Consider the following 12,525-nt stretch of genomic DNA (forward strand, 5'->3'; position numbering starts at 1 on the left):
CGAACCAGTCAGCTGATGCCGGGCATCGGCAGCCTCGTCACATGTCGATGACCGAAGCGCCGCTCACCTTTCCGTCGATGATGTCCTCTCCCTGCTGCCGGGCGGCACGCCTTGCCATTCCAAAGTCAGAGAATGCAAGCGGTTGGTCCAGCCTGAAAACACGGCTCGCGGCGGAGGTTGCTATCGCGCCCGGGCGACATATCCGCACCGCAACGTCATACCCTTCGGCGTAGCGGGAATGTCCGTCAAAGCGAATGAATGTGCGGGCGAAGACGAGGGGATGAAGCTCATACCCCTTGTAGAAAAGAAGCGGGCGTGTCGACATGTTGGTCACTCCACAGGGGGTGAGTCACTATACCTTCGAACGAGCACCTTAGGGCGGCGCCGAGACGATTGCCGCAATTGAATTGACCGAAGGTGGCCTGGCGCGTATCGCGATCACGAGCTCCGCGAAGCGGATCGCTGCCTGCACGTGACGACGGCTGTCAGCCTCGCTCCTCTTCGGTGCGTGGCGATCTCTTCGAATCCATCTCCGCCCGAACGCGGCTTTTCATTTCCGCCGCCGCAGCCGGCTTAGCAGCTCAAGTGCCACCGTGTCAGCGTCGTTGTTGAGCATTTCCGCTCGCAACAGCAGGCCGCCGACACGAACGGCTGCATCCCAGCTATCTTCGGTCATTGCTTGATGGTTGCGTGCAAGCTGCTCGGCAAGAGCCAGGAGCGCCACCATCCTGGCCGACTCGCCAGAAGTCCGGCGCTCCTCCCTCCCGGCAATGAGCCGGAACAGACCAAGGACCGACTCGGCGGTCACGGAGGGGATAGTCATTCGGACTTTATACGCCCTTTCGGTCCGCCCCGCCCATATGTCACGCCAGCCCCTGAACCTGCCTAGTACCGCCGCGCATACCCCTCGCGATACAGCGTAGCGCCGATTGACGTCAGCAGTGCGATCTCATCCTCACTCAATCGACTCCATGCCTCCGCCAACCAGCCAGCGAACCCGGCACACGCATGGTCCAGATCCGCGGCCGCCTTTCCTTCCGCGTTCATCCGCTCGAAGATCGTCATCACGTCATGTGGCTTCATGGTCGGCTCCTTGTGAGCTTCCAGCATAGTTGATCGGGGGCGTCCGCCCCTACTTCGTCGCGCGCTCGATTTTCGCTCTGCCCGTGGCCACAAGCCGAAACCGGCCATTAGCGGTTCGACCCGGTGTCCCGTTCCGTTGACGTCAACATGCCACGTGCATATGGATCGGTTAAAGCCTGCCTGCGCCACGTCATCGCTCGCATTGCCGAGCATCCCCTGAACCGCGTTGGCCAGTTGCTGCCACCGGCCGTCGCTGATTTGTCTTGCTCCAATATCGTCCGGGTGCCTGGCTAAATCCATTCGCAGTCCGCAGGACTAGTCGGTCATGAACGACGAAGGAGGATATCTGCGACGGCTGCAACTGCGTTACCGGTCCGGATGAAGGTCGTGAACGTAGAGGGCGCCTGCCTGAACGCCCCGCGCCTGGATATCGTGTGCGTAGTCAGCCTGCGGCTGGAGACACTGCCTGCGGTACCAGGGGACGTACTCGCGAACGGAATCCTGGGCGGAATGCCGCTTAACCGAGGGACACGGCGGCTCGAATGTCATCGCGACGTAGGCAGCCAGCGGCAGCTGATGGCCGCCTGTTGCCTGCCGCAGCGACGCATGGCACTCGATTCAACGAATGAGCGCTGCGGTCACGGCTCTCATGGTCGCAATGGGACTACACTGAAGACGCTATAGCAGTAGGAGACAGTGATGAGAGACCCCGACCCCAAAAGCACCTTCCGGGGGCTGCCGCTAACTGCGGAGCAGGACGCGGAAGTGAGGCACTACATCAAGGTCCGAACCAGCCGTGGCCTGCCGTGGGACACGCCGGAGCTGAGCGCGATGCTCAAGGACATGCTGCTCCCCCCGGGTGACAGCAACAGCGATGCCGACTCCCCGGAAGACGAAACCAAAGCGGCTGCTGAGCGCGCAACGGCGTCGGTTGACGAAGCGATGGACCCCATCGAGGCGAGTGAAGAGCGGAATGCGGCCATGGAGTCGGAAAGCATGAAAGGACCGAGACGATAAAACCGCAGGCAATGATGCTTGCTGTCTGGTAGCGCCGTATGTCGGGGATCGTGATGTACACCGCATGGGTTCAGTGCGCATGATTTCAACGCCTGAGCGGGTGCCGTCGGCCCCCGTGACATCGAGCCCCGCGACATCCGCGCTGAACACAAGGGGGCTGAATATGCGGCTGATCGAACCGGATGAACACCGAGACTTTCTGGCGACCCTGGAGCGCCGTGGTTTGGCAGAGGGCGATTTCGATCTGCAGGAAACCGATACGACCGACCCGAAGGGTGATGAGAACCTCGGTCTGCAGGGCTATGTCACCATAACCAGGTTCTCGACGCAGATTGCGAGGGAATACGTGGTCGGCGACGAAAGCGACTGGCTACAGCATTTCAGGAAAGATCTCGAAGCGGGTGCCTTCGATAGACTGGAATGATTTCCCGACGCGACGTGCCGCACCTGGGAGGAAGTCCGGCTTGCGAGAGTCGCGGACTTCGTGGGCGTGGGACTCGTGCGGCCCGATGGCGTGAGCGCGGGAAAGACGAGCGGCGCAATGGAGGCGCTTCCTGCGCGGGTGGCTGGCGTGCCACCCGAAGTTCAAATCATCGACGCTGGGAGATCGTCGACCCAATACGCCTCGAGCCATTCGAGGGCCCAGCTTTTCGCAAAGACAATTGCGTCCTCGCGCACATCGAAGCCAGCCAGATCTCCGCTCAGTTGCACGTCATACTCGCTGCCATCCGAACGATTGATGCTGATCCGCGCGTGTGCCATGTATTCCCCGTCGGCTCTGCGCGGTGTCGGGTCGATATGGAATCGGGTTGAATCGAGCTGCATTTTCCTTCCTCCTTCAGTTGCTGCGGGACCAGTGGCCACCGCGAGCGTTTCGTCGCGACCGGGACCATCAAATATTGAGGAATGCCATGATATGACCTGCCTCCGGGCCCGATTCTCAGCTCGACATTCCGCCTTTGCGCAACAGCGCGCGGATCGAGAGAAACATCAGAAAGGCATCCTCATCGATTTCATGACGACGATCGAGAATGACGTCATCCAGCTCGGCACGAGCGTCATACGGCAGGAACTGCTCGATGACGCCAGAACCATCGTGTCGAATTCACTTCAACAGGTCTTTCCTGTTCATGTCCAGTCTCCCGCCGATGCCGGCACGCCATGCGCCAGGCGTGCTCGAGTCTGTGGCGCCGCCGCGGACGCAGAAGCAGGATGGACAGGGGAAGAGATCGGGACGCGCTATCCAACACGCTCATGCCCTGTAGACACGTATCGATCAGACGCTTCGTATAGGAAGGCGATGCGTGTCGCGCTCGTCCGCATTGCGCGGTTTCGATGAGAGGCCCGATCACGTTCGGAGGGGGGCGCGCCTTGAGTGGCGCGGGAATCGGTAGCGAGTCAGTCAACGAATCCATCCTACGCCCATTGGCGAACTTGTACAGCGAAAGTTCTGCGCGAACCGCCGCATGGCTTGCGGCCCCGATCGGGCGCGGGGACGCATCGGTTCCGTCACGTGTGAACAATCGCCGGTACGCGGAGCGATGGTGCCCTGACGGTATCGTCGAAATTTCACTTAGAAATTCGAAACAACTCGAAGCAACGGAGACGAGGATGTGCAACCGGGGCGAGCTTCGCCTATCGCGGCGTCTTCTTGCGCGCCCACCCGACATGCTCCGACCGAAACAGCTTGACAGGGTGTTTGGCCCCGCGTAGGGTGGGTGTCTGAAGCCTTCAAGAAGCGTGATTGCTGCTCATCACTGACCGCGGAACGCGGTATTCGTTGTCCTCTCCCTCCTTGATCCTTTTTCGTGCACCCCTATCGGGGCGCATGCATATTGTCCAATATCAGGAGAGTTTCCATGGATACCGGTACCGTCAAGTGGTTCAACGACAACAAGGGTTTTGGCTTCATCACGCCTGACAGCGGCGGCGATGATCTGTTCGCGCACTTCTCGGAGATTCGCGGCGATGGCTTCAAGACGCTGGCCGAAGGTCAAAAGGTCAGCTATGAGACGAAGCACGGGCCCAAGGGTCTGCAGGCATCGAACATCACTCCTCAGTAATCCACATCATTCTCCGATCCTGTGTACAGGGTCGGTCATGCAGTGATCGGTCGGGATCTTTCGCATCCGCCGCAGACGCCCCCGGTCCTCCTGCGACTACCGTTTCGCGTCGAGACGACTTGCACGGATATGTGCGAACGTACACCACAAGGAAGAAGGTGGGGACGCCGCGCGTCCGGCGGCGAACGACTGGACGGCTCATTCATCGTGAGTTTGCGATCGACGCGTACGGAGGTAACTTTGACCAAGAGTCAGTTGCGCAACAAGCGATCACTCGCAAGACCACGGCGCTCCAAGGATTGGCCGGTGCTCGGCGCGGCGCTGAACTGGGTGCCGCCGAAGGCACCCGCCGCGCCCGCCAGATCGAGCGGGAAGAAGCGCTCCACCGGGACGCGCTAGCGGCCGGACAGGGCGTGGCCCGCATGTCGTGTGGGTACGCGCTCCCCACGCATGGTCAATCTCGTATTTGCAATGAAGCCGCGCCCTGTCAGGGGGGCGGAGATCCGCACGCCACTGCGATTGCGGTGCGTCACATCGATTGGAGAAATTGATTTGGCAAAGGAAGAATTGCTGGAATTGGACGGCGTAGTGAATGAGGTGCTTCCGGACAGCAGGTTTCGCGTCACCCTGGAAAACGGTGCGGTCGTTGCGGCGTACGCATCGGGCCGCATGCGCAAGCACCGCATTCGCATTCTCGTTGGCGATCAGGTCAGGCTCGAATTGTCGGTCTATGACCTGACCAAAGGACGTATCAATTTCCGGCACAAAGACGAACGGGCTTCGCCCAGTGCGCCTCGAAACCGATTTGTTCGACGCTGACCATGTAGCGTCGATACAGGATTGATTGCGCTCGTCTACGCAGTTTGTAGCCATCAATCACCAGGAGTTCATCATGAGTATGTGTACCTATCGCGGATTCGAAATATATCCGCTGATCTACCCTCACTTTCACGCAGGCGCCGGCCGTACTCACAACTACGAAGCCGGTTTCGACGCGGCGGTCAAGGTTTGCCTGCGCGGCACCGACACCACGCTGACCCGGAGCCAGACCTTCAAGCTTGTCGACGGTGCGCCGTTTGCCAGTGCCGGTGACGCACGCCGGGCCTCGCAACGTTACGCAGAAGACATCATCGACCGGAACCGAGGCGAGCACTGGATGCTCGACGCGGTTCTTTGAGACGACTCTTTGTCGAACAGCAATGCATGGGCGTGCGCGTCAATCGGAGACTCGCGTCCCGATCCGATATTGAGCGAGCCGATGCCATGCTGCCGGTCACGGGAAACTTGCACCGTAGCACCGGCATTCCTTTTTTCCGTGCTCTCAAAGCAGATCAACGGACGAGCGGCCGCATTGTGCGACTGGCGCGCTACGCGCTGATGGACGTCGCGTTGCCGAGCGACGCTGCGTAGCGACCAATCCGCCGACGCAGATTCAATCGATTCCTTGCGCTTTTTCGTGCACCTCGATTTGCTCGTCGAGCAAACTGCGCGCGAGCGTTCGCGCGGCGTCACGCGCCTCTACGTCCGTCGAAAAATCCCCTTCGGCATCGTGTTGCTCAGAGGAGTCAGGATCCTCTCCAATGCGGTGCACGTGGACGATTCCGCGATAGCGCCCAGACACGGTCTTCACCACGCGAAGGCGTGCCACGTGCGTATGGGTCGTACACACTTCATCATCCATGATGCCTTCCTTGCCAGGACCCCTGGTAAGACAACGACATGGTCGACTACACCCGCCCGCCTGCATCCGTGCGTTTGGCCCCCGGTAAACTTCGGCAAGGCGGGGTTGTCGCCGCCAGCGTGGGCACGTCAATGTTTGCGATGCAGCCACCCCAGGTGATGCGAGTCCAACCACTGAACAACTTCCATACCGGGATGTTCGCTCTGGTAACGGCGCGCCAACGCGAGGGCAACCACCGCGACCACCGCAAGACCAACCACCCAACCAATCATCGACTGAGTCATGACAGCCTCCTTGTGGAATGCAGCCATGACTGAATTCTAGGCGTCTTGGGGGAAGGATTCCCAAGTTCTGCTACGCCGCGAGGATGTATCGCCTCCACATATACGATCCTGGGGACGGTACGCTCGACCTCTTTCCGATCGGTAGCGCCCCATAGCCACGGACCCGGTTCACAAGCGATCAAGCAGGTCATGGACTGGACAAGCGTCGCGTCGGAAAGCGAACCTCTGCTGTCTCGGCACCAGGATGCAGGCAAATGCGCTCTCATGTGTCTTGCGACAGACCGCGGTTGAACAGTCGCGGGGCCAACAGGCGCCATCCGATCGCTTCGACGCCACCGATACCCAGGCGGATTGCTGTTCCCGGGCCGCTTGGCCGACAGGGGCGCATGCTCGATCGAACCCGAGATATCTGTCGCTATGCGTCAGGCGTCCTTTTCGAGCCACCACGGCTTCGCTGCTCGCTCGACCGGATAGTAGTCGAGCGGCTTGCCAGCGAGCCATTTCGGGCGCGGATCGCGGCCGGACCATGCCTTACCCGACGATGGGCCATGGTATTTCGCTGGGGCTCGGGTCCTGAGCGACTTCCGGAAACCAGCGGCACACGGCAAATCATTCATCGGATGGTTCTACCGGAATACTCCGATGCAGGCGGGCGACATTCCCAAAGACGAATTCTCTGAGAAATCCCATACCCAAGGACATTTTTTCCGAGCTGGGTAGCATGGGGTTGTTTCAAAAAATATGGCTAAGTCATTGATTTTTATCGGGCGGAAAAGTCCCTTTTTCCGAGGGGCCCCAGTTGTTGTTGTCTCTCCGAAAAGATGTCCGGCTTCTCAATCTGTTGCCCTCCATCTACATGCCAGCCGATACGTTTGCCGTGTTTGGTGATCGGCGAGAAGGTGCGTGATTGTTTCCGACGAGGCTGGAATCGCCGGATTGATATTTTTCGCGACTCAATCGGTTGTCGAAAATATATTGGACGTCTCGAAATGGATGCTGCATTGTTCACGCATTCGCCGTGATCGCGGAAATTGTGCCGAAGGGGCCAGGTGACACGAGCGAACGCCATTCACGATTGCGGTCGCGGCTCCTGTTCCCGGAGTCGTGGCACGGGTCGGCCGGGCATTGAAAATAATGTCCGTGGGCCAGGCCGGGGCAACAAAGAAAGAAAAGCGGCGAAAAGGACCTGAGAAGATGAAGGAGACGCGACGGACGCGGGCAGCACTCCGGATCGGGCACATGCCCGACCCGGTTTCGCCATTACGCCCAGACCGAGATCTGTTCGACCGACAGCGCGGTCGCAACGGCAGGGCGGCGGAGCATGCGCTCCGTATGCGCAGCCCAATGCGCGAACCCGCGCATGTCGAGCTTCAGCATGTTCCCCCATTTGAAGAAGATCAGCAGCATCGGATCGACAATCGAGTAATGCTCGCCGAGTGCCCAGTCGTGCGCGGCGAGCCGTTCGTCGATTTGCGCGTACGCGGCGAGGATGCCGGTGCGTCCTTTCGCACGGATACCGTCGTGCGCGGCCGTGTCGTCGCTGAAGCGCGACGGATGGAAATTGAGCGCGACCGTCCCGGGCAGCACTGACGCGAGCCAGTTCATCCACTCGACGGCACGTGCGACGCCCATCGCGGTATCGGGCAGCAGCCGGGCCTCGGGATAGCGCATGCCGAGATAGAGCAGGATCGCGGACGACTCGGTCAGCACATCGTCGCCGGTGTGCAGCACGGGCACCTTGCCTTTCGGGTTGAGTTGCCGGAATTCGGCGCTCTGCGTTGCACCGTCCTTGATCGAGACGAGTGCGAGTTCGAACGGCGCGCCGAGCTCGCGCAGGATGACGTGCGGTGCAAATGACAGGTGGCCGGGGCAGTAGAACAACGTATGAGTTTTCATATTGGTTAAGTGTCCTATTTATATGAATCGGGAAGCTGACCGGGTTGTCGTGTCGACGCGTCGCATGGTGCATGACGCCTGCTCGAAAGTCAAAAACGAAAGACGATGTGAAGGATAGTGCGGCTCGATGCGGATGTCGCCGGCGGGCGCGATGCATGCGGGACGGGACGAACGAAAGTTTCTGGAGCGTAATCGTGATGCGGATGATGAGTCTCGACGAATTGATCGACAGCGTGAAGACGTTTCTGGCCGGCATCGATCCGGGCGCCCCGGCACGTGTGACGGCGCAGACGAACCTGCTCGATGCCAGCCTGCTCGATTCGCTGTCGCTCGTGCACTTCGTGTTGTTCATCGAGCAGACGCTCAGGATCGAGATTCCGATCGGCGATTTCGTGCTCGACTCGATCGCGTCGGTCGCGGCGATCTACGACCACTACGTGCTGGGTACGCCGCGCGCTGCAGGTTCTTCATGCTGATGCGCGCCTGTCCAACCTCGAACGTCACGACCCGGGACGCGACACGATGACGACGGAAGACCTGCTGAGCGGCGAGCATTTCGCGTATTTCGCGTACGGCTCGTGCATGAATCTCGCGAGCCTGTCGACCTCGCTCGGATGCGATGCGGCGGCATATTTCGCGGGCGCGGCGCGGCTCGATGACCACCGTCTCGCCTTCAACTACGCGTCGCTCAACGAGCCGGTCTGCTGCGCCAACATCGAACCGGCTGCAGGCGCAATCGTCGAGGGGGCGCTGTACCGGTTGCCGATGGGCATGCTCGCCGCGCTGGAGCGCCGCGAAGGCGTGCATCTCGGCCGCTACGTACGGTGCGCGGTCGAGGTGTCGGAGCAGGGCGGGCAGCGCGTGCACGCGCTGACGTATCGCGGTGCAGTCACGCTCGACTGCGACGCCGCGCCGAGTGCACGCTATCGCGACCTGCTGGTGCGCGGGCTGGCCGATGCGGGCGTGTCGACGTCGTATCGGGACAGCACGGTCGCCTACATCGTCGGGTTGCGCGATCGCCCGCCAGCAATGCAGTGACGGCACGCCGTGCGCGGCCGGATGGAATCACGGTACCGGAGGCTCCACAAGGGCGTCCGGTCCAGCGGTGCGTTCTCGACTTCGAACGTCGACGAACGTTGTAAAGGAGCCCTAAGCGGGCATGTGAGCAAAAGGCTGAACATGAAGAACGCTTTCGACTACCCGCGCGCGCTGCGCGCGTTCCATCCTGCCGGCGACGCAGTTCCCGGGCACAACGACGTACAACGAGCCCCCGGAGGCGTCGCGCTGTCGCGACCGGCCATCGCGACACCGATGCGCACCTGATCCGCAGCACCCGAACCGGATTCGACGAACCGCTGAACGGACGTCGCACGCAGGCGTGCGTGCCCGCGGCATCCTGCGCGCGCGAACGTGACGGCTGCGCTCGGCCGCGCTGGGCGACGCGGCCCGATGCCGAGCGGCGCAAGCCGGAATCCGGACGCCGTGCGCAACAAAAAATAACCGATCGAAAGAAAGGAAAAATCATGGAGACGCTTGTATCGACCGTATCGTCCGCATTGCGGGTTTCGGAGGAAGCAGCCTATCGCAAGGTCGCGTGGCGGCTGATGCCGCTGCTGCTGTTCTGCTATCTCGTGTCGTATCTCGATCGCGTCAACGTCGGCTTCGCGAAGCTGCAGATGGCCGGCGATCTCGGGCTGTCCGATGCGGCCTACGGGCTTGGCGCCGGCATCTTCTTCTTCGGCTACTTCATCTTCGAAGTACCGAGCAACCTGATTCTCCATCGTGTCGGCGCACGCGTCTGGATCGCGCGGATCATGGTGACGTGGGGCGCGATCTCCGCGCTGACGATGTTCGTCACGACGCCGGCGACGTTCTACGCGATGCGCTTCGTGCTCGGCGCCGCCGAGGCCGGGTTCTTCCCGGGCGTGATCCTGTACCTGACCTACTGGTATCCGGCGCACCGGCGCGGGCGGATGACGACGGTGTTCATGACGGCCGTGGCGCTGTCGGGGGTCGTCGGCGGCCCGGTGTCCGGCTACATCCTGAAGGCGTTCGACGGGCTCAACGGCTGGCACGGCTGGCAGTGGCTTTACCTGCTCGAAGGGTTGCCGTCGATCGTCGCCGGCGTGCTCGTGTATGCGCTGCTCGACGACCGGATTGCGCAGGCGAAATGGTTGAGCGACGACGAGCGCGCGCTGCTCGAGCGCAACGTGAACGCGGAGGAAGCCGTCAAGTCGCATCTGTCGCTGGGCGCCGTGATGGTGAATCCGCGGGTCTGGCTGATGTGCGCGATCTACTTCTCGTTCGTCATCGGACTGTATGGCGTCGGGTTCTGGCTGCCGACGCTCATTCATGCGACCGGTGTGGCCGATCCGCTGACGATCGGGCTGCTGTCGACGGTGCCGTACGCGCTGGCGGTGCTCGCGATGATCGCGATCGCGCGCAGTTCGGACCGGCAGCGCGAGCGGCGCTGGCACCTTGCGGTGCCTGGCGCGATGGGCACGGTCGGGCTCGTGCTCGCGGTCGGATGGGCGCATCAGACCGGGCTTGCGATCGCGGCGCTGACGCTCGCGACGATGGGCATCCTCACCGCGATTCCATTGTTCTGGAGCTTGCCGACCGCTTTTCTCGGCGGCACCGCGGCGGCGGCCGGGATCGCGATGATCAACTCGATCGGCAATCTCGCGGGATTCCTCGGCCCCTATCTGATGGGGCTGCTCAGGCAGGTGACCGGATCGAACGACGCAGGCCTTTACATGATGGCCGGCTGCATGGCGCTGGGCGGGCTGCTCGCGCTGTCGTTGCCGAAGGCGCTGGTGAACCGGTAGCGCGGCGTTTCCCCCAATGCATCCCGGAGACAGGACATGATCCACAACGAACCCGCGCTGTTCACCGACCAGTCGATCGGCGCTTCGCCGCAACGCTTTCGCGACGCGATGTGCCGCGTTGCGTCGGCGGTTCACGTACTCACGAGCGACGGGCCGGCGGGGCGCTGCGGCATGACGGCGACCGCCGTGCTGTCGGTGTCGGACGCGCCGCCGACGGTGCTGGTGTCGGTCAATCGAGACAGCGTGTCGGCGCAGCGGCTGATCGCGAACGCGGTGTTCTGCGTGAACACGCTCGGCGCGGCCGACCGGTTTCTCGCCGACGTGTTCGCGGGCCGCACCGCGCACGCACGCGACGAGCGCTTCTCGGTGGGCGAATGGGGCACGCTCGCGACGCGCGCGCCGGTGCTGGCGAGTGCACGCATCGCGCTCGACTGCCGGCTCGTGGCATCGATGAGCGCCGCGACGCACGAGCTGCTCGTGGGCGAAGTGGTGTCGCTGCATTGCGCGGCGCCCGACGACGACGCGCTCGTCTATCTGCAGCGCGAATTCCGCGTCGTATAACGACGCGCGCCGACAGGACGACTCACATGAAACGCGAAATCGTACAAGCCACCAACCGCTGCCGGAGCGAGATCCTCGCGGGCGGCTTTCGCACCGACGTTACGCGCATTGCGCAATGCGCACGGACGCACCTCGGCAACTATGCCGACAATCCGCACGTGCGCGCGCTGCTCGTGACGCTGGAAAACCGTTGCCTCGCATCGGGGCGCCTGCTGGACCTGACGTACTCGGTTGACCCTAGCTTCATCCTCGGTTTTTTCGATGTGCCGTACAACGCCGACGCGTTTCTCGAGGCGGCCACCATCGCACCCGTGCCGATTCCGCCGAGCGTGCTTGAAATCGCGCCGGACGGCAATGCGCTGCCGGTGCAGATCCGGATGTGCACGGACGGCTTCCGCAATCCGCTGGCGGTCGCCGTGTTCGGCGAGAACTTCATCGATGCCGATCTGCACGCCTATCACAAGGCGTATTACTTCATCGACAAGTTCGTCGAGCGCTTCAAACGCTACACGCGCCCGGCGATCGAGGCGAGATGGTCGCCGACGGCCTTTCCGGACCTGCTCGCGGCCGATGACGAACTGCTGACGCAGGCCAGCGCGATCTGGGTGCATTTGCACGAATACCACCATCGCACGGGCTTCCTGCCGATTCCGGAGTACCTCGATGCGAAGAGTACGCGCAACGGTGCCGGCGCCGAGGAGTTGCGCGTCGACATCCTGTCGATCCTCGCGCTGTTCCGGCTGCGCTCGGACGATCGCGTGCTGCGCGCATCGATCCAGTACATCCTGGCCGAGCGTCTGATCCGCTACCCGCTGCAGGCGCCGCCGCTCGACAACTACGACGCGCGCTCGTCCGTCGCGCTGTTTCATTACCTGTCTCGTCACGGCGTGATCGCGCAGCGTGGCGAAACACTCTATTTCGAAGGGGGCTACGAACGCCTGACCCAGGCGCTCAGGTCCATCGTGATCAAGCTGACCGCGCTCGAATACAAGCTCAGCGTGTCGTCCGATCTCGACCGGAGAAAGATCCTGTCGTTCGTGCTGCCGACGCTCGCGAAGAACGACAACAACTGGGGTGCGGCCGGCCGGCCGCACTGACGGCCGGCTGCTTGC

17 protein-coding genes are annotated in these 12,525 nt (G+C 62.1%); 10 read left to right on the forward strand and 7 right to left on the reverse strand.

Translation table 11 applies throughout. The annotated features are described in order from the left end of the window. Positions 1-37: 37 nt before the first annotated feature. From OHZ10_RS19065 to OHZ10_RS19075, 3 genes are all read right to left on the reverse strand, one after another. Positions 38-325 carry a hypothetical protein gene (locus tag OHZ10_RS19065; protein WP_059240861.1) on the reverse strand — a complete coding sequence of 96 codons (288 nt, stop codon included), beginning with the start codon at positions 323-325 and terminating at the stop codon, positions 38-40. Positions 326-550: 225 nt separating this feature from the next. Next, positions 551-823 (reverse strand): hypothetical protein, encoded by a 273-nt coding sequence (locus tag OHZ10_RS19070; protein ID WP_059238153.1) that lies wholly within the window; start codon positions 821-823, stop codon positions 551-553. A gap of 62 nt (positions 824-885) precedes the next feature. Further along, positions 886-1,083 carry a hypothetical protein gene (locus OHZ10_RS19075; protein WP_059240860.1) on the reverse strand — a complete coding sequence of 66 codons (198 nt, stop codon included), beginning with the start codon at positions 1,081-1,083 and terminating at the stop codon, positions 886-888. A 699-nt stretch (positions 1,084-1,782) separates the two neighbouring features. Between OHZ10_RS19075 and OHZ10_RS19080 the strand changes: the two genes are divergently transcribed. Together OHZ10_RS19080 and OHZ10_RS19085 are read left to right on the forward strand one after the other, a co-directional pair. Beyond that, positions 1,783-2,100 (forward strand): hypothetical protein, encoded by a 318-nt coding sequence (locus OHZ10_RS19080; protein WP_059238152.1) that lies wholly within the window; start codon positions 1,783-1,785, stop codon positions 2,098-2,100. A gap of 163 nt (positions 2,101-2,263) precedes the next feature. Next, positions 2,264-2,524: a transcriptional regulator gene (locus OHZ10_RS19085; protein WP_256086993.1), complete on the forward strand. Its 261-nt coding sequence runs from the start codon at positions 2,264-2,266 to the stop codon at positions 2,522-2,524. Between the two features lie 161 nt (positions 2,525-2,685). Here OHZ10_RS19085 and OHZ10_RS19090 read toward each other — a convergent pair whose 3' ends face one another. Then, entirely contained in the window at positions 2,686-2,925 is a 240-nt protein-coding gene (locus OHZ10_RS19090) for a hypothetical protein (RefSeq protein ID WP_059238147.1), read from the reverse strand. Positions 2,926-3,959: 1,034 nt separating this feature from the next. Here OHZ10_RS19090 and OHZ10_RS19095 point away from each other — a divergent pair. From OHZ10_RS19095 to OHZ10_RS19105, 3 genes are all read left to right on the forward strand, one after another. After that, positions 3,960-4,163, forward strand: coding sequence for a cold-shock protein (locus tag OHZ10_RS19095; protein ID WP_059238145.1), 204 nt, complete (start codon positions 3,960-3,962; stop codon positions 4,161-4,163). Between the two features lie 552 nt (positions 4,164-4,715). After that, complete coding sequence (infA, locus tag OHZ10_RS19100; protein ID WP_081051969.1) at positions 4,716-4,982, forward strand: translation initiation factor IF-1; 267 nt, start codon at positions 4,716-4,718, stop codon at positions 4,980-4,982. 73 nt (positions 4,983-5,055) lie between these two features. Beyond that, positions 5,056-5,340, forward strand: a complete 285-nt coding sequence (locus OHZ10_RS19105) for a hypothetical protein (protein WP_059240859.1) — start codon at positions 5,056-5,058, stop codon at positions 5,338-5,340. Between the two features lie 255 nt (positions 5,341-5,595). Here the strand turns inward: OHZ10_RS19105 and OHZ10_RS19110 are convergent, their stop codons facing one another. The 3 genes from OHZ10_RS19110 to OHZ10_RS19125 all read right to left on the reverse strand — a co-directional run bounded on the left by OHZ10_RS19110 (position 5,596) and on the right by OHZ10_RS19125 (position 8,024). Beyond that, on the reverse strand, positions 5,596-5,844 hold the full coding sequence (locus tag OHZ10_RS19110) for a hypothetical protein (protein ID WP_342705550.1): 249 nt from the start codon (positions 5,842-5,844) through the stop codon (positions 5,596-5,598). 128 nt (positions 5,845-5,972) lie between these two features. Next, positions 5,973-6,155, reverse strand: coding sequence for a hypothetical protein (locus OHZ10_RS19115; protein WP_174993978.1), 183 nt, complete (start codon positions 6,153-6,155; stop codon positions 5,973-5,975). 1,233 nt (positions 6,156-7,388) lie between these two features. Continuing rightward, complete coding sequence (locus OHZ10_RS19125) at positions 7,389-8,024, reverse strand: glutathione S-transferase family protein (RefSeq protein ID WP_059238139.1); 636 nt, start codon at positions 8,022-8,024, stop codon at positions 7,389-7,391. A gap of 197 nt (positions 8,025-8,221) precedes the next feature. Between OHZ10_RS19125 and OHZ10_RS19130 the strand changes: the two genes are divergently transcribed. From OHZ10_RS19130 to OHZ10_RS19150, 5 genes are all read left to right on the forward strand, one after another. Continuing rightward, positions 8,222-8,500 carry a phosphopantetheine-binding protein gene (locus OHZ10_RS19130; protein WP_196486645.1) on the forward strand — a complete coding sequence of 93 codons (279 nt, stop codon included), beginning with the start codon at positions 8,222-8,224 and terminating at the stop codon, positions 8,498-8,500. A 46-nt stretch (positions 8,501-8,546) separates the two neighbouring features. Further along, a complete protein-coding gene (locus tag OHZ10_RS19135; RefSeq protein ID WP_342705552.1) occupies positions 8,547-9,062 on the forward strand; it encodes a gamma-glutamylcyclotransferase family protein in 516 nt (171 codons plus the stop codon). 485 nt (positions 9,063-9,547) lie between these two features. Further along, positions 9,548-10,852, forward strand: a complete 1,305-nt coding sequence (locus OHZ10_RS19140; protein WP_342705553.1) for an MFS transporter — start codon at positions 9,548-9,550, stop codon at positions 10,850-10,852. Positions 10,853-10,888: 36 nt separating this feature from the next. Further along, a complete protein-coding gene (locus tag OHZ10_RS19145; protein WP_342705554.1) occupies positions 10,889-11,413 on the forward strand; it encodes a flavin reductase in 525 nt (174 codons plus the stop codon). A 26-nt stretch (positions 11,414-11,439) separates the two neighbouring features. After that, positions 11,440-12,510 carry a DUF6421 family protein gene (locus tag OHZ10_RS19150; protein ID WP_342705555.1) on the forward strand — a complete coding sequence of 357 codons (1,071 nt, stop codon included), beginning with the start codon at positions 11,440-11,442 and terminating at the stop codon, positions 12,508-12,510. Positions 12,511-12,525: the final 15 nt, after the last annotated feature.

The sequence above is a fragment of the Burkholderia arboris genome, from assembly GCF_038723655.1.
GTDB classification, from domain to species: domain Bacteria; phylum Pseudomonadota; class Gammaproteobacteria; order Burkholderiales; family Burkholderiaceae; genus Burkholderia; species Burkholderia arboris.